Annotated in this window: 16 protein-coding genes and 1 pseudogene; 11 read left to right on the top strand and 6 right to left on the bottom strand. The window is 62.3% G+C overall.

The features are described from left to right. Both speB and IB234_RS05215 read right to left on the bottom strand, forming a co-directional pair. Positions 1-954, bottom strand: a complete 954-nt coding sequence (gene speB / locus IB234_RS05220; protein WP_192314922.1) for an agmatinase — start codon at positions 952-954, stop codon at positions 1-3. Between the two features lie 59 nt (positions 955-1013). Continuing rightward, complete coding sequence (locus tag IB234_RS05215) at positions 1014-2087, bottom strand: polyamine ABC transporter substrate-binding protein (protein WP_192314920.1); 1074 nt, start codon at positions 2085-2087, stop codon at positions 1014-1016. A gap of 142 nt (positions 2088-2229) precedes the next feature. On the opposite strand from IB234_RS05215, the gene IB234_RS05210 reads away from it, so the two are divergent. From IB234_RS05210 to IB234_RS23890, 5 genes and pseudogenes are all read left to right on the top strand, one after another. Next, positions 2230-3129: a LysR family transcriptional regulator gene (locus IB234_RS05210; RefSeq protein WP_192314918.1), complete on the top strand. Its 900-nt coding sequence runs from the start codon at positions 2230-2232 to the stop codon at positions 3127-3129. Between the two features lie 47 nt (positions 3130-3176). Beyond that, positions 3177-3698, top strand: coding sequence for a dTDP-4-dehydrorhamnose 3,5-epimerase family protein (locus IB234_RS05205; RefSeq protein ID WP_192314916.1), 522 nt, complete (start codon positions 3177-3179; stop codon positions 3696-3698). 10 nt (positions 3699-3708) lie between these two features. Continuing rightward, positions 3709-5124 carry a glycosyltransferase family 2 protein gene (locus IB234_RS05200; protein WP_192314914.1) on the top strand — a complete coding sequence of 472 codons (1416 nt, stop codon included), beginning with the start codon at positions 3709-3711 and terminating at the stop codon, positions 5122-5124. 398 nt (positions 5125-5522) lie between these two features. Continuing rightward, a complete protein-coding gene (locus IB234_RS05195) occupies positions 5523-6083 on the top strand; it encodes an NADPH-dependent FMN reductase (RefSeq protein ID WP_192314912.1) in 561 nt (186 codons plus the stop codon). Between the two features lie 117 nt (positions 6084-6200). After that, positions 6201-7098: pseudogene (locus IB234_RS23890) on the top strand (L-histidine N(alpha)-methyltransferase). Positions 7099-7212: 114 nt separating this feature from the next. Here the strand turns inward: IB234_RS23890 and IB234_RS05180 are convergent. Together IB234_RS05180 and creD are read right to left on the bottom strand one after the other, a co-directional pair. Further along, positions 7213-7518, bottom strand: coding sequence for a hypothetical protein (locus IB234_RS05180; RefSeq protein WP_225580241.1), 306 nt, complete (start codon positions 7516-7518; stop codon positions 7213-7215). Positions 7519-7563: 45 nt separating this feature from the next. Next, positions 7564-8916 (bottom strand): cell envelope integrity protein CreD, encoded by a 1353-nt coding sequence (gene creD, locus IB234_RS05175; RefSeq protein ID WP_192314910.1) that lies wholly within the window; start codon positions 8914-8916, stop codon positions 7564-7566. A 231-nt stretch (positions 8917-9147) separates the two neighbouring features. Between creD and IB234_RS05170 the strand changes: the two genes are divergently transcribed. After that, positions 9148-10845, top strand: a complete 1698-nt coding sequence (locus IB234_RS05170) for a glycosyltransferase family 39 protein (protein WP_192314908.1) — start codon at positions 9148-9150, stop codon at positions 10843-10845. 87 nt (positions 10846-10932) lie between these two features. On the opposite strand, the gene typA is transcribed toward IB234_RS05170, so the two are convergent. Further along, the gene (typA, locus tag IB234_RS05165; protein ID WP_192314906.1) at positions 10933-12750 is read right to left on the bottom strand and encodes a translational GTPase TypA; all 1818 of its coding nucleotides are present in this window, start codon (positions 12748-12750) and stop codon (positions 10933-10935) included. Between the two features lie 131 nt (positions 12751-12881). Beyond that, positions 12882-14339 (bottom strand): tRNA uracil 4-sulfurtransferase ThiI, encoded by a 1458-nt coding sequence (gene thiI / locus IB234_RS05160; protein ID WP_192314904.1) that lies wholly within the window; start codon positions 14337-14339, stop codon positions 12882-12884. A gap of 330 nt (positions 14340-14669) precedes the next feature. On the opposite strand from thiI, the gene glnA reads away from it, so the two are divergent. The 5 genes from glnA to ntrC all read left to right on the top strand — a co-directional run bounded on the left by glnA (position 14670) and on the right by ntrC (position 20139). After that, entirely contained in the window at positions 14670-16076 is a 1407-nt protein-coding gene (gene glnA, locus IB234_RS05155; protein ID WP_192314902.1) for a glutamate--ammonia ligase, read from the top strand. A gap of 151 nt (positions 16077-16227) precedes the next feature. Beyond that, positions 16228-16770, top strand: coding sequence for a DUF4124 domain-containing protein (locus IB234_RS05150; RefSeq protein ID WP_192314900.1), 543 nt, complete (start codon positions 16228-16230; stop codon positions 16768-16770). Between the two features lie 37 nt (positions 16771-16807). Beyond that, the gene (locus IB234_RS05145; protein WP_192314898.1) at positions 16808-17431 is read left to right on the top strand and encodes a DUF4124 domain-containing protein; all 624 of its coding nucleotides are present in this window, start codon (positions 16808-16810) and stop codon (positions 17429-17431) included. 195 nt (positions 17432-17626) lie between these two features. After that, on the top strand, positions 17627-18709 hold the full coding sequence (gene glnL / locus IB234_RS05140; protein ID WP_192314896.1) for a nitrogen regulation protein NR(II): 1083 nt from the start codon (positions 17627-17629) through the stop codon (positions 18707-18709). Further along, complete coding sequence (gene ntrC, locus IB234_RS05135; RefSeq protein ID WP_192314894.1) at positions 18706-20139, top strand: nitrogen regulation protein NR(I); 1434 nt, start codon at positions 18706-18708, stop codon at positions 20137-20139. The genes glnL and ntrC overlap by 4 nt, the downstream gene beginning before the upstream one ends. The last annotated feature ends 110 nt before the right edge of the window (positions 20140-20249 follow it).

Raw genomic sequence — 20249 nt, 5'->3', positions numbered from 1 at the left:
TCAGAGCTTATGCCGGGCGGCGTACAGGCAGACCATCTCCATCGCCAGAGTGGCGCCAGCCAGGGCGGTGATCTCCGAGTTGTCGTAGGGCGGAGCCACTTCGACCACGTCCATGCCAACCAGGTTGATGCCACGCAGGCCACGGAGGATTTCCAGGGCCTGGTGGCTGGACAGCCCACCGCATACCGGGGTGCCGGTGCCGGGAGCGAAGGCCGGGTCGAGGCAGTCGATATCGAAGGTCAGGTACACCGGGTTATCGCCGACGCGGGCGCGGATCAGCTCGGCGATCTGCTCCGGGGTGCTGCGGTTGACCTGCCGCGCATCCAGTACCTGGAAGCCCATCACGTCATCGTTGGTGGTGCGCAGGCCGACCTGCACTGAACGCGCCGGGTCGACCAGACCGTCCTTGGCGGCGTGGTAGAACATGGTGCCGTGGTCGATGCGCGCGCCCTCCTCGTCCGGCCAGGTATCGCTGTGCGCGTCGAAGTGGATCAGCGACAGGGTGCCGTGCTTCTTGGCATGGGCCTTGAGCAGTGGATAGCTGATGAAGTGGTCGCCGCCCAGGGTGAGCATGGCGCAGCCGGCGTCGAGGATCTTGTCGGCGTGTGCCTCGATGGCCGCCGGGGTGTCCTGCGGGGTGCCGTGGTCGAAGTAGCAGTCGCCGTAGTCGACGCAGGCCAGCAGGTCGAACGGGTCGAACTCCCAGGGGAAGTGCCGCGCCCAGGCCGACTGGATCGAAGCGGTGCGGATGGCGCGCGGGCCGAAGCGGCTGCCCGGGCGGTTGGTGGTGGCGGTGTCGAACGGCACGCCGCTGACCACCAGATCCACCCCGCGCAGGTCGCGGGTGTAGCGGCGGCGCATGAAGCTGGTGATGCCGGCGTAGGTCGGCTCGGCCGCAGTGCCGTAGAGGCTGTCGCGGGTGATGGCCTGATCGTTGACGAAGGCTTGTTCCATGGTCGGATGCTCGATTTCTGCAGAACGGGCCACTCAGTGCCGGAGTGGCCATACGGCAATCAGTACTGGGTGCGGAACGCCGTCCACAGGCGGGTGCGTTGGCGCATCTCACGTAGCGGCAGGCTCTGCTCGGCGAACAACCTGGCGCGTATGTCCGCGGCCGGGTATATGTCCGGGTCGCCACTCACCGCCTCGTCCAGCAGCGGCGTGGCCGCGCGGTTGGCGTTGGCGAAGAACAGCGAGTTGGTCAGCTCGGCGATGGCTTCGGGCTTGAGCATGTAGTCGATGAAGGCGCGCGCGGCCTCGGGGTGCGGCGCATCCACCGGGATGGCCAGGGTGTCGAACCAGATCAGCGTGCCTTCCTTGGGAATCCGGTAGACCACCGTGAACGGCTGCTTGGCTTCGATGGCGCGGGCGGTGGCCATGCCGGCGTCGCCGGTGTAGGTCAGCGCCAGGCAGGTCTCGCCCTTGGCCAGGTCGTCGATCTGCCGGCTCTGGCCGACGTAGCGCAGGTTCGGCTGCAGTTGCACGAGCAACGCCTTGGCCGCCTCGCGATCGGCCTCGGCGGTGCTGTAGGGGTCCTTGCCCAGGTAGTTGAGGACCACCGCGATCACCTCTTGCGGTGAGTCGAGCACGCTGATGCCGCAGTCCTTGAGCTTGCTGGCGTACTCGGGCTTGAACAGCAGATCGAGGCTGTCCAGCGCCACGCCGGGCAGGCGTTTCTCTACCGCTTCCTTGTTGATGCCCAGGCCGATGGTGCCCCAGGTGTAGGGCACGCCGTAGGCGTTGCCGGGGTCGACGCCGGCCAGCTTGGCCAGCAACTCGGGATCGAGATTGCCCTTGCCGGCCAACTCGCCCACCGGCTGCAGCGCCTTGGCGCCGATGGTGCGGGCCAGCACGCTGGAGGATGGGAAGACCACGTCGTAACCACTGTTGCCGGTGAGCAGCTTGCTCTCCAGCACCTCGACGCTGTCGAAGGTGTCGTATTTGACCTTGATCCCGGTCTCGGCCTGGAAGCGCTGCAACGCCTGCGCCGGCACGTAGTCGGCCCAGTTGTAGAGATTGAGGACTTTTTCCTCGGCCTGCAGCGGCAGGGCGAAGGCGAATACAAGCAAGCTGGCGACAAGACGCATGAGCGGATTCCTCGGCAGATTCGGTAGCCCGCGCCCCTCTGCTGGGGGCTCTGGAGTGGAGCCATCCTGCGCCGCGGTTTGCTTCCGATAAATACGAAGTGATCTACTCTGGCATCGATATCTATCAATGTATGGAGCCACGATGCTCAGCCAACTGCGTGACCTCGACCTGCAGCTGCTGCGCCTGTTCGTCAGCGTGGTGGAGAACGGTGGCTTCAGCGCCGCCCAGGGCGAACTGGGCATCGGCCAGTCGACCATCAGCACACAGATGGCCAAGCTGGAGACGCGCCTGGGCTTTCGCCTGTGCGAGCGCGGCAAGGCTGGCTTTCGCCTGACGCCCAAGGGCGAGCAGGTGCTGGCCGCCACGCGCAAGCTGTTCGGCGCCATCGAGACCTTCAAGGGCGAGGCCCAGGGCATGGCCGACAAGCTGCTCGGTGAGCTCAGCGTCGGTCTCTCCGAATCGCTCGACGGCCATGTTCTGCAGCGCGTGGCAGGCGCCATCGGGCGCTTTCGCCGGCGCAACCAGGCGGTGCAGATCGAGCTGATCAGCGCCACCCCGGCCGAACTGGAGCGGCGTCTGCTGCAGGGCCAGCTGCACCTGGCCATCGGCTACTTCTCCGGCAACCAGAGCGCGCTGGACTACCAGCCACTGTTCGAGGAACAGCAATCGCTGTATTGCGCCCAGGGTCACCTGCTGTTTGGCCAGGCCAGGATCAGCCATGCCGACCTCGACGCCTGCGACCGGGTGCTGCACCCCTACCGCTTCATCGCCGCCGACGAACCATGGCAGGCCGGCACCAGCAGCGCGCGCTGCGAGCAGGTCGAAGGCAGTCTGGCGTTCATCCTCTCCGGCGCGCACATCGGCTATCTGCCACAGCACGTGGCGGCGCCCTGGGTTGCCAGCGGGCAGCTGCGCGAGCTGCTGCCGAACGAGGTCGGCTTCAACGTGCAGTTCCGCCTCACCCGCCACCGCGGGCGCCAACCCAGCGAGGCGCAGCAGGCCCTCAACGCGGACCTGCTGGCGAGCTTTGCCAACTACTAACCTTGGCACCAGCGAGTACAATCGGATTTTTATCGAGGGGACACGCGATGTCGGAATGGACGCTGGATGGCCAGAAGGACGCACGACTGGTGGACGCCGACTGGCAGCCGGCCAACCTGCCGCATATCGAAGGTGTGCGCATCAAGTCGATCGCCAACATGCTGGGAGATCGCGCTCGCCTGACCGAGATCTGGCGCCGTGATTGGCAACTCGACGACCAGCCAATCGACCAGGTGTTCCAGAGCCTGCTCGAACCGGGTGCCATCACCGCCTGGCACTGCCACGTGGAAACCATGGATCGCATGTTCTGTGCGTTTGGAAGGATCAAACTGGCGCTCTACGATGCGCGCAGCGAGTCCAGCACATATGGCACGGTCATCGAGGTGCGTCTCGGTGAAGAGCGCCCGATGCTGGTCACGGTTCCGCCGGGTGTCTGGCACGGCGTCGCCTGCCTCGGCAGCAAACCCGCGCTGCTGATCAATCTGGTGGACAAGGCCTACGACTACGACGACCCGGATCACTGGCGGCTGCCTGCCGACACGCCACAGATTCCCTATCGTTTCAGCTGAGCCGTCATCCATGCAGCCCTTGGTATCTGTGGTTCTGTCCACTTACAACCGCCCGGAAACCTTGGGCTTGGCCATTGCCAGCGTCCAGGCTCAAAGCCTGGAAGACTGGGAGCTGCTGATCATCGGCGATGCCTGCGACGAAGACACCGGAGCGCTGATCGCCACGCTCGACGATCCGCGCATCCACTACATCAACCTGATGCACAACTTCGGCGAGCAGTCGGGCCCGAACAACCTGGGGATAGCAAGGGCGCGCGGTCGCTACATCGCACTCCTCAACCACGATGACCTGTGGCTGCCCGACCACCTGCAAGCAGCGCTGGAGTGGTTGCAGGCAACCGGTGCCGACCTGGTATTTCCGCTCACTGCAGTCGTCATGCCCAGCACCACCGAGCAACTCGAGCAGCATCGCTGGCGTACTCATCTACACGGCCTGGGCCGTGACGGGCGCTTCGACCCCGTAGACACCTTCGCTCCAGCCTCGAGCTGGCTGATGCACAGGGAAACCGCGGAACGCGTCGGACCCTGGAAGCCGGCAACCGACTGCGTCACCGAGAGCTCGCGCGAGCTACTGTTTCGTGCCTGGCGCCTCGGCATGGACCTACGGGCGCTGCCCTGGATCTCGGTGCTGGCATTCCACTCCGGCCTCAGGGAGGCGGCCTACGTCAAACGCGAGGCTCATGAGCAGCGCTGGTTCTGGGATCAGGTGTGGCAGAACCCTACCCTGCGCCAGCAACTGCTGGCCAGGGCAGGCAACGCGGAGAATCCGCCCCGCCCCCGCTGGCAACGTATCCTGTTCAGGTTGTTGGCAGAACTGGGCGTATTCCCCGCAGCAGTGGAGTATCGGGCGAGAGGGCTAGGCAAGGGCCAGCTCATCCGCGGATTGCGTGAGCGTCGAGGCCTGACCACGGAGGGAGACCGATTCGGCAACCTGAATGTCATCCGCAACCGCACACTGCACAACATTCCGCCCTACCGTCTCGGCGACAACATCTGCTTTCTTGCGGCGGGCAACGCCACCGCGTTCCAGGGCCGTGGCTGGTCTTACCCGGAACCATGGGGCACCTGGACCGACGGCGCAGAGGCGGAGCTCCATCTGAAACTCGAATCCCCAGCGCAAGGCGGCCTGCTACTGGAAATCGAGGGGCAGTGCTTTCTTACCGAGCAATGTCAGGCTCAGCGCGTCATCGTTCATCTCGGGGAAACATGGCTGGGCGAATGGGTCTTCGAGCAACCGAACAATCACGGTCTGCACAGCCTCCGTATCCCTCCAGAGCTGATGTCCGGCCCGGAGCTTCGACTGCGCTTGCTCCTACCCGACGCCCACGCGCCCACCTCCCTCAGCTTGGGAAGCGATTCCCGCCAGCTGGGGCTCGCGCTTGTCTTTCTTCGCCTGAGCCCTGAGTCCCCCGTGCATCAAGGCTGAGCGCCAACCTATCGAGCATCAGGATCGTGTGGCGTATCTCCCCGCGTGAGAGGGGGCGACTCGAGCGCCTGCCATCGGCTTCGGCTTCGGCTTCGGCTTCGGCTTCGGCTTCGGCTTCGGCTTCGGCTTCGGCTTCGGCTTCGGCTTCGGCTTCGAGCTGATAGCGTGGATCGAACAGATCGAGCTTACTCATGGAGATTTCCTCAACAGTGAAGTGCGGCGCAAACCGCGGGCTATCGGCAGTTCAGAAATCTTGCAGATTGTTCTCGCCGGGTCATCTTGCGCGACTGCAGCCTCACTGGGGTTGGATCAATTTCTGCCCAGCAGCCTGATTCGTCAACCTCATGGCGTCTATAGTTCCAGCTCCACTTCCTGTACTCCCTCCCAAAGGAGCATTTATGAGCAAGGTATACACGGTCGCCGTCCTGGTCGGCAGTCTGCGAAAGGCCTCCATCAACCGCAAGCTGGCACTTGCCCTGGCGGACCTAGCACCGGCTTCGCTGAAGCTGCAGATCGTGGAGATCGGCGAATTGCCGCTGTACAACGAGGATATCGACATCGATCCACCACCTGCGGCCTATACCGCCTTCCGAAACCAGCTGAAAGCCGCAGACGCAGTACTGTTCGTCACCCCCGAATACAACCGCTCGGTTCCCGCACCGATGAAAAATGCCATCGACGTGGGCTCGCGCCCCTACGGTCAGAGCGTATTCAGTGGCAAGCCGGCAGCGGTGGTCAGCGCCTCACCAGGCGCCATCGGCGGCTTCGGCGCCAACCATCACCTGCGCCAGTCTCTGGTATTTCTGGACATGCCGGTGCTGCAACAGCCTGAGTCGTATCTGGGCGGCGCCGGCAATTTCTTCGACGAAGCCGGCAAACCCAACGACAGCATCAAGAGCTTCCTGCAGAAGTTCATCGACACCTTCGCCCGCTGGATCGAGATCCAGAATCACGCCTGAACCTTCCGGCCGGGTCGCCCGACCCGGCTCCTCTCCTTCGCGAAAACCGCTTGAACCTTTGCCTCGGCCGGCCAGTCGGTCCTATGAACCGTCGCACCAACGCGATGGCCCAGCGACATGCCTAACCGAGCTCGCAGGACTGACGCCTCACGGTCCGGACTTGAACATCTGACTCATTACCAGCCTGTACGCACAGCCACCGAACGCCTGTGCGAACCACTGGAGCGTGAGGACTATGTCATCCAGAGCACACCGGAGGTGAGCCCGCCCAAATGGCACCTGGCACATGTAAGCTGGCTCTTCGAGGCCTTCGTGCTGCAACCTTTCCTGAAGGGCTACCGGCCTCTGGATGCACGCTACGAGCATCTCTTCAACTCCTACTACCAGCCCCACGCCCCCCCTTCGAGCGCTCCCGCCGCGGCCTGCTGTCGCGACCGACGGTCAGCGAGGTGTACGCCCTGTGTGCCGGCTTCAGCCAGCCCCTGACATTACCAGCCGAGACGCTAGGCGCGTGCCCGCTGGCATCTTTTCCCTGCTCCCGCATCGGTAACTTCGACCCGGTGCAGGCACGCGCCTTCCTGCGCAATCTTCATGCTGCCCTGCCTCCTGGCAGTGGGCGCTGATCGGGGTGGACCTGATCAAGGACCGCCAGGTACTGGAGCGCGCCTACAACGACAAGGCCGGCGTCACCGCCCAGTTCAATCTCAACCTGCTTGAACGCATCCGCCACGAGCTGGATAGCGACATCGACCCCAACCGTTTTCAGCACCAGGTTCTCTACAACGAAGCCGAATCACGCATCGAGATGTACCTGGTCAGCAGCCGTTCCCAACAGATTCGAATCGAGGACCGCGTGTTCGACTTCATCGCCGGCGAGCCCCGGCATACCGAAAACTCCTACAAGTACACCCCGGCAGGCTTCCGCCAGCTGGCGGCCGACGGTGGTTTCGATTCGATCGCCATGTGGCGTGACCCCTGGCAGTTCTTCAGCGTGCATTTCCTGCAGCGCGATTGAGCCGGGTACGCTGATCACCCTCGACATGAGCAAGCCTATGCGAGAACAGGCGTGATATTCGCCGGGCCAGCATTCGTCCGAGCCGTGTCTCCTCTCGCAAACCCACATGGCCACTCATGAGCGGTACCACAGGCGAAAGAAGCCAGCAGCCAGTAGAAGCGCCATCTGCACAAGCGCGACGCACAGCTGCAGGAAGGATCGCACACTGGCGTTATCGGCCGCGCCGTTAAGGCCAGTCAAGGAGTCCCAGAAGCCACCGGGCAGCATTGCAAGGGCAGCACCGGCGAGCGGCTTGCCGCTGAGATTGAGCCCGTGGATCAGATCGAACTGACCGAAAAACATCAGGCCGATGAGGATCAGACCTGCGATTACGAGGCCAAGGGCAAAGCAGGCAGAAAACTGCATCATCATGCGAATCATGGTGAACTCCTTTTTGGAGGCGCGGCTTACGCCGCGCCGGTCGATTCAGGCAGCGGAATCTGCCGACTTTGCCAGGCTGTACCAGTCAAGCTTGCGGGTCAGCACCATCACCACTGCGAGCAGGCCGAACACCAGCAGAGACCCCATCAGCAGTGCATAGTCCTCGGCACTGAGCAGGGCGTAGAGCATCGCGTACAGCGCGGCCAGGGCAGCAGTGAAACCGGCGCCGCGCAGCCAGCTGTGCAGCACATGGCTGACGTAGAAGCCGATAAGCAGCACGCAACTGGAGGCTGCCAGGGCATAGGCCTGGACGAAGGCCATGTGCTCGGCCAGCGACAGCAACAGCAGGTAGAACATCGCCAGCGACAGGCCGACCAGGCCGTACTGCACCGGGTGCACCGACAGGCGCTTGAGCACCTCGAAGAGGAAGAAACCTGCAAAGGTCAGGGCGATGAACAGCAGGGCGTACTTCAGAGCGCGATCGCTCTTCAGGTACTGATCCACCGGGTCGACGAAGTTGACACCGAACTGGCGGCCAAGGAAGGCATTGCAATCGCCGGCACTGGCGCAGTCGTTCAGGGCCTCCTCCATGTTGGTGGCGAAGAAGCTGGTCTGCCAGCGCGCACTGAAGCCCTTGGCGGTGATCTCGCGCTCGCTCGGCAGATACTCACCAATGAAGCTCGGGTGCGGCCAGTCAGCGCGGAGGTCGACCAGGGTCTCTCTGCCAAGCGGGGCGATACTTAGCTCACCTGTGCCTTGCAGCAACAGGTCGAAGGCGAAGTCCAGACGCTGCACCTGGTGCATATCGGTGGCGGCAGCCAACAGTGGGGCATGTACGCCAGCGCCTAGCAGGGAGTCGGCGCTACCAGGCTGGAAAGACAGCCTGCGCTCACCCAGCTCCAGCACCAGATTGTTCTTGATGCCGCGGATATCGCTGATGCCGACACTAACGAAGGGGTCGCCAAACCGGTAGTCATCCAGGTCCTCGGTGACGCCGAAGTTGGCCGGCACCTCGAAATGGCCGGAGAGGCGGCTGTTGCTGTGGAACAGACGAGCCTGGTAGATACCGCGGGCACGCAGTTCGGTGCCGATATCACCGGCTACCGCGAGGCGCTCCGGCAAGAAGTAAACTCGCCCACTGACCTCACGCTCCTCGAGGTAGCGCTCCCCCGTCTTGGCGTGGGTCTTCCACTCACGCACAGCCTTGCGATAGGGCACGACCAGAAGCGGGCCAGTGATCTTCTGACTGTGACTAGAACTGCGGGCGATGTCGTCCAGCACGCCATCGCGAAGGCTCTGCCGCTCTTCGATCATGCCGTCGATCATGATGATCGGGACCATCAACAGAATGATCAGGACGGCGATGGCCCCGAGCTTGATCAGCAGGTTTCGGTTCATATGAAAGCTCTCCTTGGGTGTGACCGTGGGGAGAGTCTCTACGGCCCCCATGGCGGGGACGTGCCGAAAGTGTGGAGAGCATGTGGGGTTTATGTGGTGGAGCTTCGAGACAGCTCACAAGCCTCGCCGGAGGATGGCCTCGAACCATCCTGCGCCATTGCCCTCCTAGCTTGCGACCATCTATGGCATCCTCGCCATCGCTTACCCAACCTGTCAGCAGGAAACCGTTTCATGCATCGATCTCTCGGCATCTTCTTTCTGAGCGGCCTCATCGCGCTCGCTCTCGCGGGAAGCCTGATGCTCGGCGACCCCAGGGCCGCCTGGTTCGCCAAGATAGCTCCGTTGCTCTGCGTGGTCGGGATCCTGATCGCCCTGGACAGGCTGCTGGCCAGCATCCAGATGACCACGGACAAATGGCGAGAACTGGGCCTCGCTGCATTGCTGGCCACCTTTCTCTGCGCAGTCGTCTTCGCCAACGTGACGCCCGAGTTCCGCATCCTCGCCGACGAAACCAATCTACTTTCAACCAGCTATGCCCTGCACAGCCATCTCCAGCTCCTGAACATCACCGAGCAACTGAACTTCTTCGACAGCACGCTCCTCGTCAACAGCGAACCTGCTCATCGCCCCGCGCTTTATCCGATCCTCACGAGCCTGCTGCATTTCGTCAGCGGATTTCGCTGGAGCAACGGAATAGTCCTCAACTTCCTGGTTGGCGTTGCCAGCCTGACACTGGTGCAGATAGGACTGGCGAGAGCCGGTGGCCGCGCCTTGGGCCTGCTGGGCGCATGCCTGCTGGCATCGGCCCCGCTGTTCCAGCTCAACATAACGTCCTCAGGCTTCGATGCCCTGAACAGCCTGATGATCATGGCCGTGTACTTTCAGCTGTATCGCTTCCTCCAGCGACCTGAATCGCAGCAGGCCGAGCTTCTGCTGGTTCTCGGCATACTCGCAGCCCAGGCCAGGTATGAGACTGCAGTGCTTCTGCTGCCTATCGGACTGGCTCTCCTCCTCCATGCACGCACTCTGCTGCGCCAGCACTACAGCGCATCGCTGGCACTGGTGCCGTTGCTTGCACTGCCCATCGTCTGGCAGAAGGCGGTCGCCGAAAACTTCGCCAATGCCGGCGACGCAGCAGAACAGGCCTTCGCCATCGCCAACATCCCGGGCAACGCGCTGCAGGCCGTGCTCTTTTTCTTCAAGGTGGACAGTGCCGGGCTGCCGGTACAATCCTGGCTTTCCTACACCGCACTGGTCGGTGGCGCTCTCTTGCTCTGGCGCATTCGGCGCCAGGACAGCAAAACCTGGAGTTTCCTGGCGCTGATGGCCCTTGGCCTGGCGCTGCTATCGCTCGCGCATTTCGCCTACTACACGGGCAATTACCACCTACCGTGGATAAGCCGCCTGGCACAGATTCATCTGACCTGGCTAGTTCCGTTGGCAGCAGTGGCGCTTCTGTTCGCCCTGCGACTGACGGGCACCAAGGCGATCTATGCGTGTGGCCTGGCGGGGATGATATTGATCCACGGGCTGACCATCGGCCAGGCCAATGTTCAGGGCAAGAATCTGCTGCTGTATAGGGAGTTCAAGTTGGCGAAGGATTTCCTTACCGAGCGTTATCCCACCGAGCACTCGCTGGTGATCAGCGATCGCAGCGGCATGTATGCCTCTCTCGGATACTCCGCCCTGTACCCGGACAATGCCGCCAGACGCCAGGAAGACCTGAAGATGAATCTGGAGAACGGGTTGTTCCAGCACATCCTGCAGCTGAACCTGGAAGCCTTTGGGGCGGACGGCACCAACCTTGCTATCTCGGACTTCCCTTATCGCGAAGTGGCACGTTTCCAGGTCAGCGGCGCACAATATCTGGTCATTCGCGAATATGGTCCCCCCGATCAGCAGGATCGGTCACGAGTGAAGCCGGACTAGTCAGATCCTGCCATCTGGCGGCGCCAATCACAGGACACAGAAACAAGAAGGCCGGGCATTTGCCCGGCCTTCTTGTTAAGTCTTCGATCAGACCTTGGCGCGCTCGTAGCGCTTGCGGTCGTTTTCGTTGAGCATTTTCTTGCGCAGGCGGATCGACTTCGGCGTCACTTCCACCAGCTCGTCGTCGGCGATGAACTCCAGCGCCTGCTCGAGGGTGAACTTGATCGGCGGAACCAGGGCGATGACTTCGTCTTTGCCGGAGGCGCGCATGTTGTCGAGCTTCTTGCCCTTGGTGGGGTTGATCACCAGGTCGTTGTCGCGGCTGTTGATGCCGGCCAGCTGGCCTTCGTAGATCTCGTCGCCCGGGGCCAGGAACAGCTTGCCGCGGCTCTGCAGGGTTTCCAGCGAGTAGGTCAGCGCGGTGCCGGTGGCCATGGAGACCAGTACGCCGTTCTGACGGTTGCTGACTTCACCAGCCTTGATCACGCCGTAGTGGCTGAAGGTCGAGGTCAGGATGCCGCTGCCCGAGGTCAGGGTCAGGAAGTTGTTACGGAAGCCGATCAGGCCACGCGCCGGGATGGTGTATTCCAGGCGCACGCGGCCCTTGCCATCGGGAACCATGTTGGTCAGGTCGCCCTTGCGCAGACCCATCTGCTCCATCACCGAGCCCTGGTGCTGCTCTTCGATGTCGATGGTGACGTTCTCGTACGGCTCTTGCTTCTCGCCGTCCTTCTCGATGATCACCACTTCCGGACGGCCTACGGCCATCTCGAAGCCTTCACGGCGCATGGTTTCGATCAGTACCGACAGGTGCAGCTCGCCACGACCGGAGACCTTGAACTTCTCGGCGGACTCGCCCGCTTCGACGCGCAGGGCCACGTTGTGCAGCAGCTCTTTGTCCAGACGGTCCTTGATGTTGCGGCTGGTGACGAACTTGCCTTCCTTACCGGCGAACGGCGAGTCGTTGACCTGGAAGGTCATGCTCACGGTCGGCTGGTCAACGGTCAGCGGCGGACGGGCTTCAACGTTCTGCGGGTCGCACAGGGTGTCGGAGATGAACAGCTCATCCATTCCCGAAACACAGACGATATCGCCGGCTTCGGCGTCGGCTACTTCGACGCGCTGCAGGCCGGAGTGGCCCATGATCTTGAGGATACGGCCGTTACGCTTGCTGCCGTCGTCGCTGATGGCGACTACCGGGGTGTTGGCCTTGATGCGGCCACGGGCAATACGGCCGATGCCGATCACGCCGAGGAAGCTGTTGTAGTCCAGCTGGGAGATCTGCATCTGGAACGGACCGTCGACGTCGACCTTGGGGGCCGGCACGTGGTCGATGATCGCCTGGAACAGGGCGTCCATGTTGTCGTCCATCTTCTCGTGGTCCAGACCGGCGATGCCGTTCAGGGCCGAGGCGTAGACGATCGGGAAGTCGAGCTGCTCGTCGGTGGCACCGAGGTTGTCGAACAGGTCGAAGATCTGGTCGATGACCCAGTCAGGACGCGCGCCCGGACGGTCGATCTTGTTCACAACCACGATCGGACGCAGGCCGGCCTTGAACGCCTTCTGGGTCACGAAACGGGTTTGCGGCATCGGGCCATCTTGGGCGTCAACCACCAGCAGCACGGAGTCGACCATCGACATTACGCGCTCTACTTCACCACCGAAGTCGGCGTGCCCGGGGGTGTCAACGATGTTGATGTTGTAGTCGCCCCATTTCAGGGCAGTGTTCTTGGCCAGAATGGTAATGCCGCGCTCTTTTTCCTGGTCGTTGGAGTCCATCACGCGCTCGTTTTCCGCTTCTTTGCGGTCGAGGGTGCCGGACAGGCGCAGCAGCTTGTCTACCAGGGTGGTTTTGCCATGGTCGACGTGGGCGATGATGGCGATGTTGCGGAGATTTTCGATCACGGATGTCGTCTCGATTAATGATTCTGAAAGCTTTGGCCCTGCAGTCTGCCTGGCCGTTGTGAACTCGGGATTACGCGGCGCAAGGGTCGGGAGGTCGGTGGCGGATGCTGCCACCGAGCAGACCTGCACGCTTAATGCGGGCGATAGACGCGAACATTCGCATGCCCCTCGCTGAGCAGGTGGTGAGCGTGCAGTCGGCTCATCACACCCTTGTCGCAATAGAGTAGGTACTGGCGAGTCTCATCCAGTTCCTTGAATCGGTTGTTCAGCGCATAGAACGGCAAGGTTTGCACCTCGATGCCACTCAGCTCCAGCGGTTCGTCCTCGGCAGCATCCGGATGGCGGATATCGATGACGATCTGCCCGGCCAGCGCCTCGCGCACTTCCTCGACCTGCAGGTCCTGGCCCAGCGCATCGATCACCTTGTCCACGGTCACGCGAGTCGCACGCTCCAGCGCGCGTTCGAGCACCGCCATGTCGAAGTGACTTTCTTCATGTTCGATGCGGCCAGGCTTGGCACGAGTGGTCGGGTTCACCGAGATCACGCCGCAATACTCGGGCATGTTCTTGGCGTACTCGGCGGTGCCGATGGCAGTGGCGGTGTCGATGATGTCCTGCTTGTGCGCGGCGATCAGCGGGCGCAGTACCAGGGTGTCGGTGACCGCGTCGATCACCGAGAGGTTCGGCAGGGTCTGGCTGGAGACCTGGCTGATCGCCTCGCCGGTAACCAGCGCATCGATATTAAGCTCCTCGGCGATGCGGCTGGCGGCGCGTAGCATCATGCGCTTGAGCACCACGCCCATCTGGCTGTTGTCGACCTTGCCGAGAATCTCGCCGACCACTTCTTCGAACGGCACGCTGATGAACAGTACACGGTGTGAGCTGCCGAATTTGCTCCACAGGTGGTGGGCCACTTCCATCACGCCCAGCTCGTGGGCACGACCGCCGAGGTTGAAGAAGCAGAAGTGGGTGAGCAGGCCGCGACGCATCATCTGATAGGCGGCGACGGTGGAGTCGAAGCCGCCACTCATCAGCACCAGGGTCTGTTCGATCGAACCCAGCGGGTAGCCGCCGAGGCCTTCGTGCTGGGCATGGACGATCAGCAGGCGGTCGTAACGCACCTCGAAGCGCGCCTCGACCTCAGGCTTCTTCAGGTCGATGCCGGCGGCCCCGCACTCGCGGCGCAGGCGGCTGCCGACATGAGTGGCCAGCTCCATCGAGGTGAAGTCGTGGGTGTTGCCGGCGCGCTTGCAGCGCACGGCGAAGACCTTGCCCGCCAGCTGCGCACCGAAATGCGCACGGCATTTCTCGAAGGTGTCATCGAAATCGACGTACGGATACTCGTGCACTTCGAGGAAGTGGGCGATACCCGGCGTGCAACGCAGGCGCTCGAACATCTCGGCCTGCACCTTCGGCTCGCTGACCTGACTGATCAGATCGAGGTTGTCCCATTCGCCCTGCACATCCAAACCCGGGTCCAGATCACGCAGTACCGTGCGAATGTTCTTCGCCAGCTGGCGAATGAACTGCTTGCGCACCGGCCGGCTCTTGATGGTGATTTCTGCGAAGGGTTTGACGATGAGCTTCATGGAAAAACAAGCGCCGGGCGTTAGGCCTAAAAACAGGGGCGCGGATTATAGCGGAAATTGCTCAAGGTTTGACCAAAAACAATCTCACGCAAGATTTGGCACCACAATAGTGCGCAAAGGAATCAAAAGGCACCGATTGAGTGCACAAATACGATCAGAGATTCGCCGCAGCCCGCACAGCCCCTGACTTTCAGGCCTCCAGCCCATTCCGGGGCACTGGCATGCAATTTGCTCCCTTGTGAGGCAGCCTGGTCTGGCGGACTATCGCGCCCGGCTCAAGCACCTATTTTGGAGGCCGGCGTAGCCGGCCCCATCCACCTGGAGGACAGCATGTCGAAGTCGATTCAACTGATTAAAGAACACGACGTGAAGTGGGTTGACCTGCGCTTCACCGACACCAAGGGCAAACAGCACCACGTGACCATGCCGGCCCGTGACGCCCTGGACGACGAATTCTTCGAAGTCGGCAAGATGTTCGACGGTTCCTCCATCCATGGCTGGAAAGGCATCGAAGCCTCCGACATGATCCTGCTGCCGGTCGACGACACCGCCGTTCTGGACCCGTTCACCGAAGAGCCGACCCTGATCCTGGTCTGCGACATCATCGAGCCGAGCACCATGCAAGGCTACGACCGCGACCCGCGCTCCATCGCCAAGCGCGCCGAGGCCTACCTGAAGACCACCGGTATCGGTGACACCGTCTTCGTTGGCCCGGAGCCCGAGTTCTTCATCTTCGACGAAGTGAAGTTCAAGTCCGACATCTCCGGCTCCATGTTCAAGATCTACTCCGAACAAGGCTCCTGGATGACCGACCAGGACGTGGAAGGCGGCAACAAGGGCCACCGTCCAGCCGTCAAAGGTGGTTACTTCCCGGTTCCGCCGTGCGACCACGACCACGAAATCCGTACCGCCATGTGTAATGCCATGGAAGAAATGGGCCTGGTCATCGAAGTTCACCACCACGAAGTGGCGACTGCCGGTCAGAACGAAATCGGCGTGAAGTTCAACACCCTGGTCAACAAGGCTGACGAAGTTCAGACCCTGAAGTACTGCGTGCACAACGTGGCCGACGCCTACGGCAAGACCGCTACCTTCATGCCGAAACCGCTGTATGGCGACAACGGCTCGGGCATGCACGTACACATGTCCATCTCCAAAGATGGCAAGAACACCTTCTCCGGCGAAGGCTATGCCGGTCTGTCCGACACCGCCCTGTACTTCATCGGCGGCATCATCAAGCACGGCAAAGCCCTGAACGGCTTCACCAACCCGTCGACCAACTCCTACAAGCGTCTGGTCCCAGGCTTCGAAGCTCCGGTCATGCTGGCCTACTCGGCTCGTAACCGTTCCGCCTCGATCCGTATCCCGTACGTATCCAGCCCGAAAGCCCGCCGCATCGAAGCGCGCTTCCCGGACCCGGCTGCCAACCCGTACCTGGCCTTCGCAGCGCTGCTGATGGCCGGTCTGGACGGTATCCAGAACAAGATCCACCCTGGCGACGCAGCCGACAAGAACCTGTACGACCTGCCGCCGGAAGAGGCGAAAGAGATCCCGCAGGTTTGCGGCAGCCTGAAAGAAGCCCTGGAAGAGCTGGACAAGGGCCGCGCGTTCCTGACCAAGGGCGGCGTGTTCACCGACGACTTCATCGATGCCTACATCGAGCTGAAATCGGAAGAAGAAATCAAGGTGCGCACCTTTGTGCACCCGCTGGAATACGACCTGTACTACAGCGTCTAAGCCAGCGTCGACCGCCTAGGCGGCTCGCTTGAAAAAGGCCTCCTTCGGGAGGCCTTTTTTTATGCGCCAAGCCACGCTCAGCAATGCACAGGCTTGCCAGACACGCCCACCGGTGCAACCCTTGCCTAAGGATCACTCAGGAGCCTACCGAATGCGCCTGCTCACTGCCTGCCTGCTGTGCACACTGGCCCTTCCCGCTACGGCACAGATTTACAAGTACACGGACTCCAACGGAAATACGGTATTCACCAACCAGCCCCCCGAAGGGCAGCCCACCGAGTCGGTCGACCTTCCTCCCACCAACACCGTCGAGTCACAAAAGCCCGTCGCCACACCGGCTACGCCGGAAGAAGGAACAGAGCAGAATCAGCAGGTCTACAGCCGCCTGGAAATAACAGGAGTGCCTACCGAAGAAGCGCTCAGAGCCAATAACGGGACCTTTATCGTTGGGGTAGCCATGGAGCCCAAGCTTCAACCCGGGCACATGCTCCGCCTGGTAATGGATGGGCAACCCTACGGCGAACCCGCCAACGTGACCAGCCTGCAGGTAACCAATGCAGATCGTGGTGAGCATACTTTGGCTGTGGAAGTCCTGGCCGCCGAACAGCCGATTCAGCGCAGTGGCAGCATCAGCTTCACCGTGCAGCGAGTCAGCGTGAACAGCCCTGCCCGCGCCAAACCCATGCCACGCTGAAAGCCCACCCAAACCCAATACTGCATCAAGGCCCGCCATGCACCGTCTGTTGCCATGCATCCTGCTATGCCTGTGTCTTCCCACCGCCCATGCAGGGGTCTACACGTACATCGACAGCGACGGCAATCGCGTCTTCACCGACCAGCCTCCATCGGAGAAGGCCGAGCGAATAGAGATTACCCCGAGCAACCGCATGGCAACCCCTCAGGCTGTCCAGCCACGAAAACCCGACTCAGCTCCGAGCGTCAGGCCCGGATACTATGTAGTACGCATTCTGTTCCCTGAACCTGACGCAACGGTTCGAGATGCGGCTGGCAACCTGATGGTCACCGTCACCAGCGAGCCGAACCTGCACGAAGATCACAGCTATCGACTGTTGATGGACGGTCAACCCCTAGGAGAGCCCGGACGAAGCCCGGTTTTCCCGCTGCAGAACATAGATCGAGGCACCCACCAGCTGTCACTCGAGATACTCGACAGCAACGGACGCATCGTGGAGCGCACTCCTAGCCAGCCGTTTCATATGAAACGCACCACCTTGGCCGATAAGCGTCGCACCAATCCCTGCAAGAAGGGGGAATGGGGGGTACGCCCCGAATGTCCGCTGAAGGACAAGCCCGCCGACCCACCCAAAAACATCCCCTTCATACCCTTCATTTGATCGAAGCTAATCGCACCATTATGGTGCTCATCACCGCACTCTTTTCTACTCTATCCCCATTTTGATTCACCCCCACCCACCACGAGTGCGCTGAAACGCACCTCTTGAGGCCTTGAACAGTACATTCACGCGTCTTTTCAGGGCTTTGGTTTGCTTCTTGCATTTTCCAGCCCATCGCCAGGACTCAGACCTGCCATGATCAACGACGCGCTGCACCGCCTACTGCTGGATAACCTCACCACCGCAACCATCCTGCTCAATGCCGAGCTGCGCCTGGAATACATGAATCCGGCCGCCGAGATGCTGCTAGCAGTCAGCGGCCAGCGCAGCCACGGCCAGTTCATCAGCGAACTGTTCACCGAGTCGCCCGAGGCGCTCAGTTCGCTGCGCCAGGCGGTCGAGCATGCCCACCCCTTCACCAAACGCGAGGCCATGCTGACCTCGCTGGCCGGTCAGACCATCACCGTCGACTACGCGGTAACGCCGATCCTCAACCGCAGCCAGACCCTGCTGCTGCTGGAAGTGCATCCCCGCGATCGCCTGCTGCGCATCACCAAGGAAGAGGCCCAGCTGTCCAAGCAGGAAACCACCAAGCTGCTGGTGCGCGGCCTAGCTCACGAGATCAAGAATCCGCTCGGCGGCATTCGCGGCGCGGCTCAGCTACTGTCGCGCGAGCTACCGGAAGAGAGCCTCAAGGATTACACCAACGTGATCATCGAGGAGGCCGACCGCCTGCGGAACTTGGTCGATCGCATGCTCGGCTCGAACAAGCTGCCGTCGCTCTCCATCACTAACATCCATGAGGTGCTGGAGCGCGTCGCCAGTCTCATCGAAGCGGAAGCCCAGGGCAGCATCACCTTGGTGCGTGACTATGATCCCAGCATCCCTGATGTGCTGATCGACCGTGAACAACTGATCCAGGCCGTGCTCAATATCGTGCGCAACGCCATGCAAGCGTTGGCCGCTCAGAGCGATCTGCGCCTGGGCCGCATCAGCCTGCGCACCCGCGCCCTGCGCCAGTTCACCATCGGCCACACCCGCCACCGTCTGGTGGTGAAGGTGGAGATCATCGACAACGGCCCGGGCATTCCGCCCGAGCTGCAGGAAACCATCTTCTACCCCATGGTCAGCGGCCGCCCCGACGGCACCGGCCTGGGTCTGGCCATCACCCAGAACATCATCAGCCAGCATCAGGGCCTGATCGAATGCGAGAGCCATCCGGGCCATACCGTGTTCTCGATCTTCCTGCCCCTGGACCAAGGAGCCGCACCTTCATGAGCCGCAGTGAAACCGTCTGGATCGTCGATGACGACCGCTCCATCCGCTGGGTCCTGGAAAAAGCCCTGCAACAGGAGGGCATGACCACCCAGAGCTTCGACAGCGCCGATGGCGTGCTGACCCGCCTGACCCGCCAGCAGCCGGACGTGATCATTTCCGACATCCGCATGCCGGGCGCCAGCGGCCTCGAACTGCTGGCACGCATCCGCGACATGCACCCGCGCCTGCCCGTGATCATCATGACCGCCCATTCCGACCTGGACAGCGCCGTTGCGTCCTACCAGGGCGGTGCCTTCGAGTACCTGCCCAAGCCGTTCGACGTCGATGAGGCCGTTTCCCTGGTCAAACGCGCCAACCAGCACGCCCAGGAGCAACAGAGCCTGGAGGCGCCAGCTTCGCTGGGCCGCACCCCGGAGATCATCGGCGAAGCGCCGGCGATGCAGGAGGTGTTCCGCGCGATTGGTCGCCTGAGCCATTCCAACATCACCGTGTTGATCAACGGCGAATCCGGTACCGGCAAGGAGCTGGTCGCCCACGCCCTGCATCGTCACAGCCCGCGCGCAGCCTCGCCCTTCATCGCCCTGAACATGGCGGCGATCCCCAAGGACCTGATGGAGTCCGAGCTGTTCGGTCATGAGAAAGGCGCTTTCACCGGCGCGGCCAACCAGCGCCGTGGGCGTTTCGAGCAGGCCGATGGTGGCACGTTGTTCCTCGACGAGATCGGCGACATGCCGGCCGATACCCAGACCCGCCTGCTGCGCGTGCTGGCCGATGGCGAGTTCTACCGCGTCGGCGGTCATACCCCGGTCAAGGTGGATGTGCGCATCATCGCCGCCACCCACCAGAACTTGGAAACCCTGGTGCAGGCCGGCAAGTTCCGTGAAGACCTGTTCCACCGCCTCAACGTCATCCGCATCCACATTCCGCGCCTGTCGGATCGACGCGAAGACATCCCGACCCTGGCCCGCCATTTCCTCGGCCGCGCCGCCCAGGAGCTGGCCGTCGAGCCCAAGCTGCTGAAAAGCGAGACCGAGGATTACCTCAAGCACCTGCCCTGGCCGGGCAACGTGCGCCAGTTGGAGAACACCTGCCGCTGGATCACCGTGATGGCCTCCGGCCGCGAAGTGCACATCGACGACCTGCCACCGGAACTGCTGACCCAGCCCCAGGAAAGTGCACCGGCCGCCAACTGGGAACAGGCCCTGCGCCAGTGGGCCGACCAGGCTCTGGCACGCGGCCAGTCCAGCCTGCTGGATAGCGCCGTACCAGCCTTCGAGCGGATCATGATCGAGACCGCCCTCAAGCACACCGCCGGCCGCCGCCGCGATGCCGCCGTGCTGCTGGGCTGGGGTCGCAATACCCTGACCCGCAAGATCAAGGAGCTGGGCATGAAGGTCGATGGCGGCGACGAGGACGACGGCGAGGACTGAGCGCACCCTGCACTGAACGGAACGGGCCTATCGGGCCCGTTTTTCGTTGGCGACGGCGGCAGACTATTCTCTGTACACAAGGTCAATAAAAATGGTGCCTCGCCGGCGCC

Origin of the sequence: Pseudomonas sp. PDM16 (genome assembly GCF_014851865.1) — a bacterium.
Classification (GTDB): domain Bacteria; phylum Pseudomonadota; class Gammaproteobacteria; order Pseudomonadales; family Pseudomonadaceae; genus Aquipseudomonas.
The sequence above is the reverse complement of the archived record's forward strand: the minus strand, read 5'-3'. Positions and strand labels throughout refer to the sequence as shown.